The organism is Segetibacter koreensis DSM 18137, from assembly GCF_000374045.1.
Classification (GTDB): domain Bacteria; phylum Bacteroidota; class Bacteroidia; order Chitinophagales; family Chitinophagaceae; genus Segetibacter; species Segetibacter koreensis.
The window spans coordinates 145451-165477 of sequence record NZ_KB893385.1; the positions used below are offsets into that span (position 1 = coordinate 145451).

General features: G+C 37.8%; 13 protein-coding genes. 7 read left to right on the forward strand and 6 right to left on the reverse strand.

Going from position 1 to position 20027, the window contains the following annotated elements; genetic code table 11:
- The first annotated feature begins 272 nt into the window (after positions 1-272).
- Positions 273-1805, forward strand: a complete 1533-nt coding sequence (gltX, locus tag B154_RS0125785) for a glutamate--tRNA ligase (RefSeq protein ID WP_018617247.1) — start codon at positions 273-275, stop codon at positions 1803-1805.
- A gap of 109 nt (positions 1806-1914) precedes the next feature.
- On the opposite strand, the gene B154_RS29800 is transcribed toward gltX, so the two are convergent.
- Complete coding sequence (locus B154_RS29800; protein ID WP_018617248.1) at positions 1915-2808, reverse strand: sugar phosphate isomerase/epimerase family protein; 894 nt, start codon at positions 2806-2808, stop codon at positions 1915-1917.
- A 134-nt stretch (positions 2809-2942) separates the two neighbouring features.
- Here B154_RS29800 and truB point away from each other — a divergent pair, with 134 nt between their 5' ends.
- Entirely contained in the window at positions 2943-3650 is a 708-nt protein-coding gene (gene truB / locus B154_RS0125795; protein ID WP_018617249.1) for a tRNA pseudouridine(55) synthase TruB, read from the forward strand.
- On the opposite strand, the gene B154_RS0125800 is transcribed toward truB, so the two are convergent.
- A complete protein-coding gene (locus B154_RS0125800; RefSeq protein ID WP_018617250.1) occupies positions 3627-6002 on the reverse strand; it encodes a BamA/TamA family outer membrane protein in 2376 nt (791 codons plus the stop codon). The two genes, truB and B154_RS0125800, sit on opposite strands and share 24 nt — an antisense overlap.
- A gap of 5 nt (positions 6003-6007) precedes the next feature.
- On the opposite strand from B154_RS0125800, the gene B154_RS0125805 reads away from it, so the two are divergent.
- Positions 6008-6739: a TrmH family RNA methyltransferase gene (locus B154_RS0125805; RefSeq protein ID WP_018617251.1), complete on the forward strand. Its 732-nt coding sequence runs from the start codon at positions 6008-6010 to the stop codon at positions 6737-6739.
- Between the two features lie 103 nt (positions 6740-6842).
- On the opposite strand, the gene B154_RS0125810 is transcribed toward B154_RS0125805, so the two are convergent.
- From B154_RS0125810 to thrA, 4 genes are all read right to left on the reverse strand, one after another.
- Entirely contained in the window at positions 6843-8234 is a 1392-nt protein-coding gene (locus B154_RS0125810) for a S8 family peptidase (RefSeq protein ID WP_157580965.1), read from the reverse strand.
- A 256-nt stretch (positions 8235-8490) separates the two neighbouring features.
- Positions 8491-9786 (reverse strand): threonine synthase, encoded by a 1296-nt coding sequence (gene thrC, locus B154_RS0125815; protein WP_018617253.1) that lies wholly within the window; start codon positions 9784-9786, stop codon positions 8491-8493.
- Between the two features lie 45 nt (positions 9787-9831).
- Positions 9832-10794, reverse strand: a complete 963-nt coding sequence (locus B154_RS0125820; RefSeq protein WP_018617254.1) for a homoserine kinase — start codon at positions 10792-10794, stop codon at positions 9832-9834.
- 132 nt (positions 10795-10926) lie between these two features.
- A complete protein-coding gene (gene thrA, locus B154_RS0125825) occupies positions 10927-13368 on the reverse strand; it encodes a bifunctional aspartate kinase/homoserine dehydrogenase I (RefSeq protein WP_018617255.1) in 2442 nt (813 codons plus the stop codon).
- 853 nt (positions 13369-14221) lie between these two features.
- Between thrA and B154_RS0125835 the strand changes: the two genes are divergently transcribed.
- The 4 genes from B154_RS0125835 to B154_RS0125850 all read left to right on the forward strand — a co-directional run bounded on the left by B154_RS0125835 (position 14222) and on the right by B154_RS0125850 (position 19961).
- Positions 14222-15310: an aminoglycoside phosphotransferase/kinase family protein gene (locus B154_RS0125835; protein ID WP_018617257.1), complete on the forward strand. Its 1089-nt coding sequence runs from the start codon at positions 14222-14224 to the stop codon at positions 15308-15310.
- A gap of 7 nt (positions 15311-15317) precedes the next feature.
- Entirely contained in the window at positions 15318-16166 is an 849-nt protein-coding gene (locus B154_RS0125840; protein WP_018617258.1) for an HAD-IIA family hydrolase, read from the forward strand.
- 220 nt (positions 16167-16386) lie between these two features.
- On the forward strand, positions 16387-17400 hold the full coding sequence (locus tag B154_RS0125845; protein ID WP_018617259.1) for a glutamine synthetase beta-grasp domain-containing protein: 1014 nt from the start codon (positions 16387-16389) through the stop codon (positions 17398-17400).
- 365 nt (positions 17401-17765) lie between these two features.
- On the forward strand, positions 17766-19961 hold the full coding sequence (locus B154_RS0125850; protein WP_018617260.1) for a glutamine synthetase III family protein: 2196 nt from the start codon (positions 17766-17768) through the stop codon (positions 19959-19961).
- The last annotated feature ends 66 nt before the right edge of the window (positions 19962-20027 follow it).

Sequence of the window (20027 nt, forward strand, 5' to 3'; positions counted from 1 at the left end):
CGCTCATTTTACAAAAGCCACAATGATTTAAAATGTGCTTTTTTTATTTTTAAAACTTTCCTCTTACAAAACTTTTTTGTGTAACCGACACTAGAATTTCTATCTGACTTCTCTTGCGTCGCACACTTTTACTGAGGTAACGCTGGTGAGCAAAAATTAAAAGACATGAGGAAACTAAAAGTTGCATAGATGGTCTTGCTGCCAAAGCCGTTGACACATCGATTCAAAATTTTGCTAATAAAGCATTTCCGCATTTTATCTTTGCCACTATTATGGAAAAAAAAGTAAGAGTTCGTTTCGCTCCTTCACCTACAGGTGGTTTACATCTTGGCGGAGTCAGAACAGTTTTATACAACTATTTATTTGCAAAGCAACATGGTGGTGATTTTGTTTTACGCATAGAAGATACAGACCAGAACCGCTATGTGCCAGGCGCTGAAGAATATATTTTTGAATGTTTGAAATGGGTAGGTCTTGAGCCTGATGAAAGCCCGCTACATGGCGGCCCTTATGCGCCTTACCGTCAGAGCGAGCGAAAGGAAATGTACAGGCAATATGCAGAGCAACTGGTTAAACAAGGCAATGCTTATTATGCTTTCGATACGCCAGCGGAACTTGAAGCGATGCGCGAAAAATTCAGGACAGAAGAAAATCCTTCACCTCAATATAACCACAGCCTAAGGGGAAGAATGCGAAACTCATTAACTATGAGTGAAGACGAAGTAAGCCGGTTATTGAAAGAAGGAACTCCGCATGTCATCAGGATAAAAATGCCCGAAAACGAAACCCTTACTTTCACAGATATAATTCGTGGCGAAGTACATTTCAATTCTTCCCTTGTTGATGATAAGGTACTGCTAAAAGCAGATGGGATGCCTACATACCATCTTGCTGTAGTAATAGATGATTATTCAATGAAAATAACCCATGCATTTCGTGGGGAAGAATGGCTGCCTAGCGCACCCGTGCATCTTCTGTTATGGAAATATTTAGGTTGGGAACAGGAAATGCCTCAATGGGCTCATTTTCCGTTAATATTAAAGCCTGATGGACATGGCAAATTAAGCAAACGCGATGGAGACCGCCTCGGATTTCCTGTTTTTGCTATGAATTGGAAAGATCCGAGAAACGAAGAATTAACCCATGGTTTTCGTGAATTAGGTTTTTTACCTGAAGCTTTTATAAATATGCTTGCCGTACTTGGATGGAACGATGGAACGGAACAGGAATTATTTTCACTTGAAGAACTGGTTAACAAATTCTCATTAGAAAACGTGCATAAAGGCGGAGCAAAATTCAATTATGAAAAAGCAAAATGGTTTAACCATGAATGGATAAAAAAACTCCCGGTTGACAGATGGCAATCCACAGTAAGAAAAGAGTTTGAAAAGAACGGAATTATTATAAAAGATGAAGAAAAGTTTATTAGGGTTTTAGAACTGGTCAAAGACCGCTGCACGTTATTGACTGATTTTTTCACCCAGGCTTCTTTCTTCTTCAAAGCTCCGGAAGCATTAGACGTTGCTTCAGTAAAACCAAAATGGAATGAAGATAAATCGATGTTTTTTGATATTCTTTCAGAAAAGCTGACAACTTTGGAAGAATGGAATGCAACAGCCATCGAAGCATTGTTTAAAGAAACCGCAACAGAAAAAGGAATAAAAATGGGTGAATTACAATTACCTTTTAGAATTATGCTTGTCGGTGGAAAATTCGGACCAACTGTTTTTGATATTGCAGCACTGATAGGAAAAGAAGAAACAATTGCAAGAATCAGGAAAGGGCTAAGTGATATAGGATTATAAGGATTTTACTTAGAAAGTGTTTTCCAACAATTTAAATACCTGCCAGACAAGCGAAAAAAGCTGCAACAAGTACAACTTGTTGCAGCTTTTTTTACGTAAAAAACTTTTATTATTTAAGCTTAGCTACCTGGTCTCTGTAGTATTGAACAATCTCTTTTACATCAGGCAAATTGTGATACCAGTTTGATTCGTGTTCGATAGAAAGCATCCCTTTAAAATTCTGACGCTTCAACTCCTGGAATATTGCAGGAAAATCAATTACACCTTTCCCGACTATAGTATCTTCAGCATGAGTGTCATTAAACTTCTTGATGTCTTTCAAATGCACTCCATATATATGTCCCTCCAATTTCTTAAGGCAATCAACGGGATTTAAACCATTTCTTGCCCAATGGCCAACATCTGCACATGAACCAATATTTGAATGTCCCTGTATAGCAGCCAATACAGAGTCAGGACTCCAGAAAGCATTAGGTTTCGGATGATCATGTATGGCTATTTTTATACCATAATTACCCGCCATGCTGTCAATCATATTCCATTGGTCTTTTCTTGGTTCTGAAGTTATATAACTAAGGCCAAATTCTTTTGCAAGTTCAAAAGCCTTTTGCCATTCTTCTCTTGTGCCAGGTGTGATTACACCCATAGCTACAATACTTATTCCTTTTTTCTGCAAAAGGTCTTTTACCTTGGCGCGACTATCGGGCGACATTCTGATACCGAAACTATCTTTCATTCCCGCACCTAAAGGCTGGCCCCAGAATGCTTCAATATATTTAACTCCGGCACTGTCTACTTTATCCAAAGCTTCTGCAAATGTGAACATTCTAAACGTCCATGTCTGCACTCCAATTTTCCAGTCATCAGTTACATTACTTCCAGCTGCAGATGACGCGGCTGTTGTTGTATCCGCTTTCGTGTCTGTCTTAGTCTCCGGATTATTACATTGCGTGAGAGCAATAACGCAAATAAAACTTAAAAAGGCAAGAGCAATTTTTTTCATTTTAACGGGTTTAATTTAATAAATGAAGTCAGCAAGTTAATTATTAATAATAAAAGTATATAAGAAATTGGTTGTTGCATTCTTCTCTTCCTTTATGCTCTCACCCACGTTTAATACATTTGCCAAAAAAGATATTGGAAAAAGATTTCAACAAGTATGAGGCAGGACAGGTTATATTGATAGACAAGCCCCTTTATTGGACATCATTTGACATAGTAAGAAAAATTCGTTCTCTTGTAAAAATAAAAAAGGTTGGTCATGCAGGCACTTTAGACCCCTTAGCAACAGGCTTATTAATTGTTTGTACAGGAAAATTTACAAAAAAGATTAATGAATACATGGGAATGGAAAAGGAATATACGGGCACCTTCACTTTAGGCGCCGTTACACCTACATACGATCTGGAGAGTCAGCCTGAAGATATAAAAGATATTTCCACAATAACAGAAGAACAAATTCATAAAGCGACAGAACAGTTTACAGGTGAAATTCAACAGGTGCCACCTATGCATTCTGCAGTAAAAAAAGAGGGAAAGCCGGTATACCTGCTTGCAAGAAAAGGCATTGATTTACAACTTGAACCGAGAACAATTACAATCAACAATTTTACCATAGAAAAGATAGAATTGCCTATCGTGCACTTTAGAGTAGTATGCACTACGGGAACGTATATAAGAAGCCTGGCTAATGATTATGGAAAAGAATTAGGCACCGGCGCCTACTTAAGTAGCCTGAGACGGACACGTATAGGAAACTTCTCAACAGAACAGGCGCTTGGAATCGAAGATTTTACCGAGCAAATAAAAAAAGAGACCTTGTCAAAAAGGCAATCCAATTCCTAGCTGAAAAGCGAAATTATTTCTTTTCAAAATTACCCTTCCGTGCTGGTCTTTTCTTTCAAATTCCCTGTTTCTCCATTCAAAGTTTTTAATACTCATCCAGCCATTATTGCTTATACGCGCGGGGTCTTTTACTTTATAGGCGAAGTCGAACCGGACAAGAAAATAATTAAAGTCAAAACGCAGTCCTGTTCCCGCACCTACAGCAATATCAGTAAGCAGCCTGTTCAATGCAAGTTTACTGTTGGGATTGTTTACATTATTTTTCAGGTTCCAGATATTACCCATGTCGACAAAAAGGGCGCTATTAACCCTTACGCCACCAATTACTGCTAAAGGATAACGGTACTCAAGATTAGCTTCGAGTTGAATATCTCCGTACCGGTCACGAAAAACAGTTGAAGTATCACTTACCAGCGAAGAACCCAAGCCGAGTTGACGCACGCCCCATGCGCGCATACTATATGGGCCACCCGCTACAAATTGTTTGAAAAAGGGAAGAGACTGACCTATAACTGGATCGTTGCTATAGTTAATACCAATGCCGGCGAAAAGCCTGTATGCAAAAGAAGTTTTTCTCCATTGCGTAACCTGCCTGAATTCACCTTCGACTTTTATGTATTCATAAATCTTGTCTGCCAGACCTCTGAACCTCCCTAAAAGGGCACCAGCCTCTTCCCCTGAGATACGTAAGTTATTTGTAACGTTAGGATGCCTTTGGGCTCCAAATGTCACACTATAGGTCAGGTTTTGGCCTATTACATAACCAGTATTAAAAGCTGTTCGTAAAAAGGGATTTGTTTCAAATGCTTTAAGCAGCCCATTCAAAGTGTCAAGACTGTAAAGCTCAATATTAACAGGCCTGTAAAGCCATACATGATTGCGTCTTTTCCACTCATATCCAAATGAGGCCACTGCCGACCTTAATCTAAAAAAATTTCTTCTGTCTGTATAGGCAGCATTTAGACCTATTACTGTTTTATAATCATCCAGTTTTTTTACACCCCGTATCCGCCATGGAGTTATAAAACGGGGAATGCTATAAGTTTGTGATACACTAGCCTGCAAAGTCTGTAAAACTGTATCAGAAAAGCCAAGCTCGACACCAGCACGAATGTTGGTGCTTGATTGTACCGCATGTTTCCAAACGTTTCGGTTACGTAGCGTAAGCACATTTGTAATACCTAAAAGATTTCCGGAAATAATGCTTCCACTATTTCGGCTTACTTCTATATCATATCCAAACGAATATTTTGGAGCCGGTGTCAAAAAAAAATGAAAGTCAAGAATGTTTACAGAATCTTGCCTGTATACTGTTCTAACATCTACCTGGTTCCAGGGACCTAATTGGGAAAATGCATTTACCGTTTTAAAATAATTCTGATCATCATACATCGTTCCTTCTTTCAGATAGGTATGTTCACGCAATGGACGCATGCGTATGTCAGGATAATTCTGCTTCAATGTAAACTCTCTTTGTGTCGTAACCACTGAAAATTTTTCCTTCATTAAAGAGTCTGGTGTCTGATTAATTAGGGTTTCGGGGTAATAAAATATCTTCCCTACGTAGAATTTTGAAAATGCATTACTATCTGCCGAGGCACGCTGTTTTATAACAACATTTACCCGTGGATTTTCTTTTCTCCTTGATTCTGCTTCAGCAATTTTTCTTGCCTGTTCAAAAGGATCAAGCGTAATTTCTAAAAGAGCAACATCAGTAGTATCTACTTCAGCATAAATGTTTTCCCTGGTAAATTTATAAAAACCATTATTACGAAACAAGGCTGTCAGCCTGTCTAACTCGCTTGAAATTAATTGCTTTGTAAAAGGTTTATCTGTTGCTAAAAGACTTTCTTTTTTGTTCTTTATAGCAAGTTGTTTTAACTCGGGCGTTATTAAAGAATCATAGGTAACAGAGTCGATTTTTAAATTTTTATTTACATTAATGTCCATTTGCACCGTCGTACGGTATTGATCTCTTACTGTATCAATTTTAGTTGGTGCAGGTGTAATTACCGGGTTATAATATCCCTGAGAAATAAGATAGGAATCCATAAAGGCAATACTTCGTGAAATAGCTGAACTATCAAATACAGTCGGATTTTTTATAACGGTGCGAATACCAAACTGAAGGATCGAATTCACTTTTAGGCTGTCATCCCAATAATTATAAAGTTCGGTTTGCAGTCTTTTTTTCTCATCTTTGGATACCTCGCCTTTTACAGTGATTTTATTAGCAAAAACGAAGGGCTTGTATTTAGGATGATTTCTGACAACTGTACACGAGGCGAGCATCACTATTGCAATAAAAGTATATAGAAAGAGGTTATTTGCTGCCCTGTTCAAATGAAACATATAATATGCTGACTAAAAATGAAATCAAATATATTCAATCTTTATTCCACAAAAAACAAAGGGATGAAGACAAGCTGTTTGTAGCAGAAGGACCAAAATTAGTACATGAACTGGTAAATAGTACATATGTTGTAAAACATGTGTATGCGACAAATAAGTGGTTGCAGAATAACCCTGACACAAAAGTGCCTTTAACAGAAATCTCAGAGATCGAATTGAGCAGGATAAGCAATCTGCAAACACCACATGAAGTATTAGCAATTGCCCACCAGGCGGTACATCAAAATGAGCCTCTATTAAAAGGAAGGCTTACAATAGTTCTTGACGGTTTACAGGATCCGGGAAATATGGGTACTATTTTAAGGATAGCCGATTGGTTTGGTGTACAACAAATTATCTGCAGCAATGACTGTGTTGAAATTTACAACCCCAAAGTTGTTCAGTCTACAATGGGAAGCATAACCAGGGTTAGCTGCTGGTACAAAGATCTTAACGAATGGGTAAAGAAAATAGACGTGCCGGTTTTTGGTGCCTTGCTAAATGGAAAAAATATTTATACTGTAGGAAAAACACAGGAGGGACTGGTAGTAATTGGCAATGAATCGAAGGGTATAAGAGAACCTCTTCTATCAATAATAACTGACCCCGTTACTATACCGAAAGTTGGTGGTGCAGAGTCTTTAAATGCCGCAGTGGCAGCAGGCATTATTGTAGGCTGTTTGGTCAATAACCACTAAATACTATCATTTGATTTTAAGAACAAGTGAGACGAATAAACTTTCATAATAAAAAGAGGTCACCATTACAGCAACCTCTTTTATAGAACGTAAATTAAAAAAATTAGAAACCGCTTACATTTAGCCTGCCACCAGTAACACATTTTCGCGCGAGTGAAGGGGTAGGCACGGCACTGCTCAGTATTGCGTTTTTGATTGTAGCCGCAGCAGAGCCAGGATGAGAAGCAGCGTACAATGCTGCTGCACCGGTAACATGAGGTGTAGCCATTGAAGTACCGCTGTAAGATTCGTAAGAATTGTAAGCAGTTGTAGAATAAATACCCTGGCCGGGAGCACCTATATCAACCGTTGTAGCTCCAAAATTAGAAAAGGATGCTTTATCTCCGGTTGATGTAATAGCAGCTACCGCTATTACATTAGGCAAATCCATATTAGAAGGATAGCTTGGGGTCACATCATTATTATCGCCAACTCCATCACTTCCACCATTACCGGCAGCGGCAATGAATAAAATATTTTTTGAATTGGCTCTATTTACTGCATCATATAAAGCCTGGGAAAATCCTCCGCCGCCCCATGAATTGTTGCTTGCGACTATATTCATTTCATGACGAGTTTTTAAATCGCTAAGATAGTCTACCGCTTTTACTGCATTAGCAGTAGTACCACCTCTGCGACCAAGAAATTTGCAGGAAATAAGAGTTACCTTCCAGTTTACACCGACAACCCCGCTACCATTATTTTTAGCGCCAATAGTACCAGATACGTGTGTACCGTGATCGTCGAGACCTCCATTTGTACCACCATCGTAAATAGTATTATTGTTACCATCAAAATCCCACCCGTGAATATCGTCTATATAACCATTATGGTCGTCGTCTACGCCATTCACGGGATCATAAGGATTAGTCCACACCTGCCCGGAAAGATCAGGATGAGTAAACTGAATACCTTCGTCTATAACACCTACTACGACTGAGGCAGAACCGGTATGTCCTGCTCCCCACGCTTCTGCTGCCCGGCTTCCATATTGATTAGTAGGACTGCTTGCATCTCCATACATTCCCCATAAGGAACCGTTTGTAAAATAGGGATCGCCAGAGACAATATCGTGCGTATAAATATAATTTGGTTCTGCAAATTGAACGTCGTCAAGGCCTTTTACTTTGCCAACTGCCTCGAGAGCTTGTAGAGGAGTTTTCACAACAAGAAATCCTTCATCATCGCCTGCTTGTTGCATAGCTTTGGTTAGAACTTTTTCTGAGACATTACCACTTACTCTTGCCAAAACTGCGGCTCTTACATTAGCGGCAGTCCCTTTTTTAAATTTTACCAAAAGCTCGTTTGGTACAACCGCATCTGGCGATAACTGGCCGGGCCTGCCTGCGGCTTCTGTTGAAAGACTACCTTGTTCATCTCTAAAGTTGAGATCTTTTTTACAAGCAGCAAACGTGCTCATCAGCAAAATGATAAGATACAATGGATTTTTCTTCATGCACATATGAGTTTAGAAAATTAGGATTAATTAAATATATGATAGAAAGGCTGGATAAATCCACCTAAAAAATAGCTTTTTTAAAAGTGAATATTTAAAAGGTTGATTCTAGCCTTATTTAATTAGAAAAGTAAGACGAAAAAAATTTTCTCCTTTCTTCGCAGATCCTAAGACAACTAATGTACTTTGCTCTCAGTTAATGGATAAAGCAACTTCAAACATCTAAACTTGTACTGATTCAGATCATTTTTAAATTCTACGAAAGCAAAAAGTCTTTAAATACTTTATACTGAGGTATCATTTTTACACTTTCTTTTTTCTTATGTAAAATAGTTTGTATGCTTGCAGGCCTTTCAACAGGTTGCCCGGTAATAAGTTCGACTACATCATAAAATTTTACCGGGTGGGCAGTTTCGAGAATAATACCTTTTTCCTGGGTGTGTTGCTGAAGATATTTTTCCAAACCTGCGAATGCTACAGCACCATGTGGGTCAAGGAGGTAATTGTATTGACTAAGAGTATCTTTAAGCGTAAGCTTAGTTTCTTCATCGGTGATAGCATAGCTACTTACTGCATTTTTTATTTGTGGATATTCATGTTTGAATAACTCTAATATCCTGATAAAATTACTCGGATTGCCAACATCCATAGCGTTTGAAAGTGTAGGGACAGCTTGTTGAATTTGATAATTACCTGTTTGAAGATACTTGTAAACTGAATCATTAGCATTGACAGCTGCTATAAAATGTTTTACAGGCAATCCGGACAGGTACGCCACCAAGCCCGCACATATATTTCCAAAATTTCCACTCGGCACACATACGACAGGAGGATTGTTTTTATCTGCCCATTGCTGGTACGCATAGAAATAATAGAACTGCTGCGGCAGCCACCTGGCAACATTTATAGAATTAGCTGAAGTGAGGAATAATTCTTCATTTAATTTTTCGTCTGCAAAAGCTTGCTTTACCATTTGCTGGCAATCATCAAAATTACCATCAATCTCTATAGCTGTTATGTTTTTGCCCAATGTTGTCAACTGCAGTTCCTGTACGCTGCTTACTTTGCCTGACGGATAGAGAATAACAACATTTACACCTTCAACACCGTAGAAGCCACTTGCTACAGCTCCCCCCGTATCTCCGGACGTAGCGACAAGTACAGTCACAGGTTTAATTATGTCCTGCACAAAATATCCAAGGCAACGACTCATAAACCTTGCTCCTACATCTTTAAAGGCAAGAGTAGGGCCATGAAACAATTCAAGTGAATAAAGATTGTCTTTTATTTTAACCAGCGGAAAATCAAAATTGATTGTTTCTGCAACAATCAATTTTAAAACATCTGATGGAATGGTATTTCCTACAAATGGTTTTATTGCTGTAAAAGCAATTTCTTCTTTAGAAAGATCATTAATATTTTCAATAAATCCAGCCGGTAGTTGCGGAAGCGTTTCAGGAAAATATAACCCTTTATCGGGTGCCTGGCCTTTTATAGTGGCTTCTTTAAAATCTGCCTTTGCGGATTGTTTGTTAGTACTGTAGTAAAGCATGAAAATATTTTATAACGGGTAGATCCGGGGTTTTTAAAAACTTCTTTATTCTTTTATTATCTGTACACCAGTTTTACTAATAGTGGTAACATAAGTATGATAACTGATTCCTATTTTTTCGAACACTTCTTTCATCACATTCTCTACATGCTGTGCTGTAGCTTTATCGGCGCTTAACATAAAGATGGATGGACCCGAGCCGGAAATTCCTCCACCTAATGCACCTGCGCTCTTACACTTGCTTTTAACCTCATCAAAACCAGGAATTAGAATACTTCTCACAGGTTCTATTATCACATCTTCCAACGAACGGCCTACCAAGGCGAGATCTTTTTGCAATAAACCTGCTACCAAACCTGCAATGTTTCCCCATTGCTTAATAGCATCTTTTAGCTGCACTTCTTTTCTCAAAATTTGACGCGCATCTGAAGTTCTTACTTCAATCTGAGGATGAACCAGGGTTACATAAAAATCAGGAGCCGGAATGCTAATAATGTCTAAAGGAAATATGGAACGGATTAGCGTAATACTGCCATAAATACAGGGTGCAATATTATCAGCATGCTTTACACCGCTGGCCACTTTCTCGCCGAACATGGCAAAACGCACAAGGTCTTCTTTTGAAAAAATGTTTCCGAGCAGATAATTTGCACCAACCACTGCTCCGGCCGCGCTTGCTGCGCTCGACCCAATTCCACTACCAGGTTTTATATTTTTTTGAATAGTAACTTCAAAACCTATATTATTTTCAATTTCATCCAACATTTCAATCAATGGAGCGCCTGCTGTATTTAGAGCAGGGTCTGACGGAAGTTGATACCCATCTTTACTTATAATAGTTATTTTCTTTTCGTCGAGCAGTCTTACCTGCATTACGTCATATGGTTCTTCTAAACACATTCCCAATACATCAAAACCGCAAACAAGGTTTGCTACAGTTCCGGGTGCGTGTACTGTCACCTGTTTTTCAGCAAATGAAGAAATACTTTTCTTTTTTTCTAATTCCATTTTTCAAATATATTCATTGTTTTACCGGTGCTACTTCTCTTTTAAAAACACTAATTCAAGTATCAGCCGATGCAAGTACTACGTCGCAAGAATGTTTAATCCCTTTAGTCCAGTTTTCAAAAAATTCTTCTTCTATCTGCCTGCACGAATGATGTCTGCAAAAACACCAGACGCTGTGACTTCAGCGCCAGCACCTGCACCTTTCACTACAAGTGGTTGTTCTGAGTAACGATTTGTATAAAACAACACGACATTATCTTTTCCATATAAATGATACAAATCGTGCTGAGGTGGTATTTGCTGTAAACCTACAGAGGCTTTTCCATTATCGTATGTCGCAACAAATTTCAATTTGTTGCCAGCCTTAGCCGCTTCCTGGTATAGTGCATGAAAATGCTCTTCATGGTTAGCCATTTCTTTGTAGAAATCTTCTACACTTCCCTTCATACATGATGGCGGCATGAAGGAATTATTGGTAATATCTTCCATTTCAAGCTTTTCACCTGACTCTCTTGCAAGAATCATAATTTTACGCATTACATCTGTTCCGCTTAGGTCTAATCGCGGATCAGGTTCGGTGTAACCTTCGTCTTGTGCCTGCCGCACCACTTCTGCAAATGACTTTGTACCGTTGTAATGATTGAAAACAAAGTTTAGAGTACCGCTAAGAACAGCTTCAATTCTGTTAACCTGGTCGCCACTTCTCAACAGGTCATTCAGGCTTCCTATTACCGGCAAACCAGCTCCTACATTGGTCTCAAAAAGAAATTGTGCATTATACTCTTTTGCAAGATCTTTTAGTTTCTTGTAATATTGGTAGGGAGAAGAGCAGGCGATCTTGTTGCAGGCAACAATAGAAACACTGCGTTCCAAAAGATGAGTGTACGAATGAGCTATTTGTTCATTGGCAGTCACATCTGCAAAAACAGTATTACGGAGGTTTTTAGATTGAATGTTTTCGATAAAAGTGTCTATCTGCATCGCTTCGCCTTGCTGTATTTTGTCTTTCCATGTCATCAGGTTTATCCCTTCATCGTCAAAATACATTTTCCGGCTATTTGCAATACCAACTACTTTTATTTTAAGTCGCAGGTGCTCCTGCAGATAGGCTTGTTGCTGGTTGAGCTGCGCCAATAATTTGCTTCCAACATTTCCGACACCTACTACAAATAAATGAATTTCTTTGTACGTGGTTTCAAAAAATTCTTCGTGTAAAACGTTAATAGCTTTTTTTACATCATTTCTCGAAATAACAGCTGAAATGTTTCTTTCTGAAGAACCTTGTGCAATAGCGCGAACATTTACACCATTTCGTCCTAATGCGCCAAACATTTTACCACTAATGCCCGGATGATTTTTCATGTTGTCGCCCACCAGTGCAATAATGGATAAGTTTTCCTCTACAACAAGGGGCTCAACCCTCCCTGTCTCAATTTCATGTGCAAAAATTCTGTCTATTGATTGTTTAGCAATAACAGCATTCTTCTGATCGATACCCACACATATGGAATGTTCAGATGAGCTTTGCGTAATAAGAATAACATTTATTTTTTCCTGTGCCAGTGCCTCAAAAAGTCGTTTTGAAAAACCCGGAATTCCTATCATTCCGCTGCCTTCAAGACTTAACAGTACAATTTCGTTTACACTTGAAATTCCTCTAATATTTTTGCCGTTGCGTAGAGAAATATTTTCTATTAATGTTCCTTCATCTTCCAGGCTAAAAGTATTTTTTATCCATACGGCAATTTGTTTTTTCATTACGGGCTGAATGGTAGGAGGATAAATAACTTTAGCGCCAAAGTGAGAAAGCTCCATGGCTTCCTGGTAAGAAATACGCGGAATTGCTTTTGCAGTCGGAACAAGACGCGGGTCAGCAGTCATCATGCCTGATACGTCTGTCCATATTTCTAAGTTTTCGGCGTTAATCGCTGCTGCTATAATTGCTGCAGTATAATCAGAACCTCCTCTTCCGAGAGTAGTAGTTCTTTTATTTGCATCATAAGCAATAAAACCCGGAACTACTGTTATTGCATAATCATCGACGGAAAAATATTCATAAATCTGCTTATTGGTGATGGCAAAATCTACTGCAGCAGAAGTATGGCTGCTATCGGTTGTGATAATGTCTCTCGCGTCTTTCCATACGGCATCCATATTTAAAGATAAAAGTCGCGATACAAGAATTTGAGAAGACAAAAGTTCACCATAACTTACTATACGGTCTTTTGTAGTTAACGACAATTCTCTCAGTAAAAAGATACCATTAAATATATCTTCAAGCTCGTTGCATTGTGTTTTAACATGGCTCAGAATTCTGCTTTGCTGTGTTACGGGAATTAATGCTTTTACCGTTTCTATGTGTCTCGCTTCTATATATTGCAATTTGTTTTTGTACTCCTCATTTCCTGAAGCAGCCATAGAACCGCATTGCAGTAAAATATCTGTAATACCACCAAGGGCAGATACAACTACAATCGTTTTTTTTCCTGCTGACCTTTGCTGAATAATGTTAACAACCTTTTCGATGTTTTCTGCATTCGCTACAGAACTTCCACCAAATTTTAATACTTGCATGAACCTTGTTTTAAATAAATTGAATTGTGAGTGAAAAAACCTTTTGGTTTTTTGCAGCTAAGAAGCCCGGAGGTAATATAGTAATGTACAACCCCTAAAGGGTTGTAGTAATGGTAATAATGCTAACAGGTGCATAACCTGAAGTTATACCAGCGGTTTTAAAATAATTAATATGTGCAGGTGCTTGTCCCAACAATAGAATTTTCGCCGCTAAGGTAAGTGAAAACTTTTATCATCAACTATATAAAAATTAGGAGGCCGCTCTCATATTTTCGCTATTTGTTGTAATACAAACAAATTTCCTCGTAACCACACGATTTTAGAGAGCCCTCAAACAGATCTGGAGTGGTTTATACTGCTGTCTTATGATAAAGCCTTTTCTGCAAAAATTATTTGAAAAAGGGAAGAATAAAACAGAAGGTCAAATTAAAGTAAGAAATTTTGTAGATTTAATTGGCTTAGAAAATCTTTTATCTTTAAATTTTTGATTGGGTAAAAATGTAAATCTTAATAATAAAGAATAGATAAAAACGTTTAAGAAAAGCAAAACCACCATAAAAAGCTGCAGTAAAGAACGTTGAATATTTTTATCCACGCAATAAAATGGAACGAATAGAAATGAAGTCAGTTTTGCAGTAAATTATTAATGTAATTTGTAGTTATTTTAAATTCTGGTAAATCATGAGGGCAATAATATAAAAGCAAAACTTTAAATATTATTTGTGATGCAACCTTCGCAAAAGGTTTTTCTCATATGTATTTATCCGTGACATTTGAAAAACAGGATTGGGAAATTAACAAACAAAAAAGCAGGAAAAGTAGAAAACGAATACGATTGCTAAATGAACAATAGATGGTAAAAACATTCAATGACGTTACCGGGCGTGAATTATTAAATATGCCTTTTATCGATTTTACAGCCATAGTAAAAGAAGCCTGGATAGCATATGACAACACCAGGGAAATAGCGAGGATAGTTGACATAAGCGCCATGGTTTCTACTAACCATGTGTATCGGATTACATTTGTAGATGGCAATTTCATTATTGCAAAGCTTTCTTACTTTGGGGAGTTTGAGCATTTTGTGGAGGATCATAGTATTATAGACACCCTTTCAAACAATTTGCCGGCACCATTTGAAAACTTCCTGGCTCGCTCATTGGTTAAGGGAAATCAATTATTTGTATATCGTTATCAAAATAAGATATTAGATGCATGGGTAGTGTTTTACAGGCCCATTGCAATAAAAAAACGTTTACCAAAACGACTTGAAGAGGGTCAAATAATAAAGTTGGGCGAACAGATTGCCCTTTTTCACAAGGCGTGTCATTACACTCGAAATACTCTCCCTCCCTCTTCAAAAACACTTAAAACAGATATAGATCATTTACTTCGGATAATTCAAACAGACTATGGCCAGTTTGAACATAGATTGCACACTGACGAAATAAAGAAGCAGTCGGATTTGTTTCTTGAAAACTGTGAGAAACTGAAAGAGTCCGAATTTGAAAGACTGCCAGTTTTTATTGACTGGAACATTGGTAATTTTTCGGTTACTTCTTCTTTTAAATTATTTTCAAGATGGGATTACGACTGGTTTAGAATGGCATCGAGAATGTTAGACTTTTATTTTTTAAGCCGTGTTGTTTCCGATGTTGGAGACAGAACCGTTTTTAGTTACTATATTACGCCTTTAATGGAGGAGCGATTTTTACTTTTCCTTAAGTCTTATCATAGCGTATACCCGCTGACAGAACCGGAAATAAGATTTTTGAAAGAAGCTTACCGCTTTTTTATTCTTAATTATGTTGTTAAAGACGGAAGATTTTTCTTTCACGAATTATTTGCTACCAAATTACAAAAAGAAGCTTTTGAAATTTACCTTCCGTCAATCGAAAAACAATTTAATCCTGATATTATTTTAAAAGCATTGAACCTTTAACTTACCTATGGAATTGCAACCTTTTTTACCTCTTGCCCAAAAATTCAGAGCAGTTTTTTTAGACTCCTACGGCGTACTGAAAAATTACAAAGGACTTATTGACGGAGTGCAGGATACAATAGCCAGCTTAAGAGAAAAAGGTGTTGCCATTCGCATCCTTACCAACGATGCATCGCGCAGCCAGGAACAGCAAATTGAAAGTTTTGCACGGCTGGGATTGGATGGATTTGAAACTCATGAAGTTATTACCTCCGGCATGATGGCAAAGCACTTTCTTCAGTCTAAAATAACTGAAGGAAAAATAGCTTATCTCGGTACCGAAAACTCTGCTCACTATATACTTCAGTCTGGTTTGCAACATATTGCAGTGCGAGATATTGATCTTGATAACATTGCAGATGTTTCTGCTTTTGTTTTTTTAGATGATGAAGGCTTTGACTGGAATATAGATATTAATAAGACAATCAACCTTCTTCGGCGTAAAAACATTCCTGTTATTGTTGCCAATTCCGATAAACTATACCCCGTCTCAAAAAATGATGTAGCTGTTGCAGCAGGCGGTATTGCAAGGCTTGTAGAAAGTATGATGAATAGAAAGTTCATTCATTTCGGCAAGCCCGACACCCAGATGTTTACATACGCTTATAACAGGTTGAAGCAGCGGATCGGTCCAATTACTAAAAAAGACATTTTAATGGTTGGTGATAACCTCAATACTGACATATTGGGGGGCAATAAATTTGGCGTGAAAACAACTCTTGTTCTATCGGGAAATACCAGGGAAGATAATGCAGAAAATCAAATTAATTCTTCGGGAATTATACCTGATTTTATTAGTCGTTCAATTATTGCATAGGCGTCTTTATATTTCCATGTCACTACTTTGTTTTTATTTGTTTTGAAAATTAATTTCATTAACGAAACAAACACATTATTTTATTTTAAATATCTATAATCTTCTTATAATAACCTTAAAAAAATAACCTTTAAGAATAATTTTTTACTGATAATTCTTTTTTTATATAGTTTTGCACCACAATCGTGTAAAATTATCAAATTCATAATTTAAACTGCTTATGTCAGTAGCAAAACTTGAGTACATATGGCTTGATGGTTACAAGCCAACACAAAGCCTGCGTAGTAAAACAAAAATTGAAAAAGATTTTAGCGGCAAACTAGAAGATTTGCCATACTGGTCTTTTGATGGTTCATCTACAGAGCAAGCTCCGGGAGGTTCTTCTGATTGTGTATTAAAGCCTGTCTTTATTACAAAAGATCCTCAGCGCAAAAATGCGTATTTGGTAATGTGCGAAGTATTAAGCGCAGATCATACACCTCACCCAAGTAATGGTCGTGCGCTTATTAATGATGATGATAATGATTTTTGGTTTGGATTTGAGCAGGAATATTTCCTCTGGGATACTGCTACCAATAAACCTCTTGGTTTTCCTGACGGCGGTTACCCAGCGCCACAAGGCCCTTACTACTGTGGTGTTGGTGCTAACAATGCTTTTGGAAGACATATTGTTGAAGAACACCTTGATGCATGTATTGATGCAGGCCTTAACGTAGAAGGGATTAATGCTGAAGTTGCTGCTGGACAATGGGAATTCCAGATTTTCGCCAAAGGTGCTAAAGAAGCGGGTGACCAGATTTGGATTGGCCGATATTTGCTTGAAAGAATTGGTGAAAAATATGGTATTTCGGTGAACTGGCATTGCAAACCTTTGGGTACTCTGGATTGGAATGGCTCTGGTATGCATGCTAATTTTTCTAATGGAGTTTTAAGAACCGCAGGAAGCAAAGAAGTATATGATAAAATTTGTGAAGCTTTCCGCCCGGTAGTGAAAGAACATATTGAAGTATATGGCGCTGATAATCATTTACGCCTTACCGGTAAACATGAAACTGCGTCTATTCATGATTTTTCTTATGGTGTTTCAGATCGTGGAGCATCTATCCGTATTCCACTTGTTACAGTCGAAAGAGGCTGGAATGGTTACCTTGAAGATCGTCGTCCAAACTCTGCTGCAGATCCATATAAAGTAGCAGCGCGTATCATTAAAACTGTTAAATCTGCTGTAGTTTAAATATTAGTATTTAATGATTATAGCATAACTTTCAATAGTAATTAGATTATTGTCTTTAATTAGAAGTGTAAAAAGGCTGTCAGTATTGACAGCCTTTTTCTTAGAAAAGAATTATCAAAAAAAACGAGAAACACCTTTAGCAAAGAATGGGTAGAAGAAATTGAATTATTAACGTTATAAACAATAATTTGTTTTAATATGTATTTTTCTACCTGGTTATATTTCTTTTAAGGCAATTTGTTGTCAAAAAATATTTCCCATTCACAGCGGAATGTGCATTAAGACAATAAAATGAATTAATTTTAAAAATTCTCAGTTTCTTTGAAGAATCTTATATAAACAGAATAATTAAAAAGTAATTGAATATGTCATTAAGATTTGCTGCTCTTGAAAATTTAAATAAATTATCAGAAAGTGACTTTGCCTTAAAACCGAGTAAAAAAATTACCGCCATTTTTGGTGAGAATGTTTTTACTCTTAAAAGTGCTCGTGAATACTTAAGTGACGAGGCTTTTAAAAGTCTTGCCTCGAGCATCAAGGGAGGTAAAAAAATAGACAGAGCTGTAGCCAGCCAGATAGCTAATGGCATTAGGTCATGGGCAGAAAGCAAAGGGGTTACTCATTTTACGCACTGGTTTCAGCCCTTAACCGGTACAACCGCAGAAAAGCACGACACTTTTTTTACTCTTAAAGGTGACGGAACGGCTATAGAGGAGTTTGACGGAGGGGCATTAATCCAACAGGAACCTGATGCATCATCGTTTCCGAGTGGCGGCTTAAGAGCAACTTTCGAAGCACGAGGTTACACCGCATGGGATCCTTCCTCTCCTGCTTTTATAATGGAAATAGGAAATGGTCTTACACTGTGTATACCTACAATTTTTGTAGCATATACCGGCCAGAGCCTCGATTATAAAGCGCCACTATTGAAAGCGCTTGCTGCTCTCGATAAAGCTGCGGTTGAAGTATGTCATTATTTTGATAGAAATGTAAGTAAAGTAACACCCACGCTTGGCTGGGAACAGGAATACTTTGTAATTGATGCATCTCTTGCCAACGCAAGGCCCGACCTGGTACTTTGCGACCGTACTGTATTCGGCGCCTCTCCTGCCAAAGGACAGCAGTTGGAAGACCACTATTTTGGATCCATACCTGAAAGAGTTTACGCTTTTATGCGCGATTTTGAAACAGAAAGTTATAAACTTGGTATTCCTTTACGAACACGGCATAATGAGGTAGCACCCAGCCAATTTGAATGTGCGCCAATATTTGAAGAGGTAAATCTTGCAGTAGATCATAATACATTGCTGACAGATATAATGACGAGGGTAGCAAAACGTCATGGCTTGCGCGTATTGCTGCATGAAAAGCCCTTTGCCGGCATAAATGGAAGTGGCAAACATAATAATTGGAGCATGGCCACTGACACAGGCGTAAACCTGCTTGCACCTGGTAAAACGCCTAAGACGAATTTGATGTTCCTTACTTTTTTTGTAAATACTATAAAAGCGGTGCATGATTATGCAGACCTTATGCGAGCTTCTATAGCAAGCGCTGGAAATGATTTCAGACTTGGCGCTAATGAGGCCCCACCTGCAATTATTTCAGTATTTATAGGAAATTATTTAACTAAAGTATTAAATGAGGTTGAGGGAAGAGTAGGTGAAAAATTTGATGAACAGGATGAAGCGATTTTAAAACTTGATCTACATAGAAGTATTCCGGAACTACTTTTAGATAATACTGATCGCAACCGTACTTCTCCGTTTGCGTTTACCGGTAATAAATTTGAGTTTCGCGCAGTAGGTTCATCTGCCAACTGTGCAAATGCTATGACAGTGCTAAACACAATTATGGCAGAAACCCTAAGAAACTTTAAAAAAGAAGTAGATAGCCTGGTTGAAAAAGGTGACAAACGAGAAGTCGCGTTAATGCACACCATTCAACGCTATATTGTTGATAGTAAAAACGTATTATTCGAAGGTGACGGCTATAGCGAAGAATGGGCACAGGAAGCCGAGAGACGGGGTCTGCCCAATGTAAAAACAACACCTCTTGCATTAGACGCAATGATATCAGACAAGGCGAAGGCACTTTTTGAACGCAATGGTGTTTACCAGCACGATGAATTGGAAGCCCGGCATGAAATAGAATTAGAAAAATATATAAAAAAGGTGCAGATAGAAGCCCGCGTGATGGGAGAAATAACTACAAACTATGTTTTGCCTTCTGCAATTAAATATCAAAACACTATAATCAATAATATTCGGGGATTAAAAGAATTAGGCTTAGGAGAGAATTCTTATAAAAGTCAACAGAAAGTACTGCAAAGAATCTCAGACTTGATTGGAGCGGTAAGCGAGGACGTAACCAATATGATTGAGGCACGTAAAGTTTGTAATAACATACCCGACAGCCGTGAAAAAGCAATAAGATATTGTACTGACGTTAAAGAAAAGTATTTTGATAAGATTCGTTACAACCTTGATAAACTGGAATTACTGGTAGCAGATGAAGAATGGACATTGCCTAAATACAGGGAAATGCTCTTTTTAAGATAATTTATTCCATATGCAGGTATAAAAAAAGAGGCTCACACCAGAGCCTCTTTTTTTATACCTCATCGT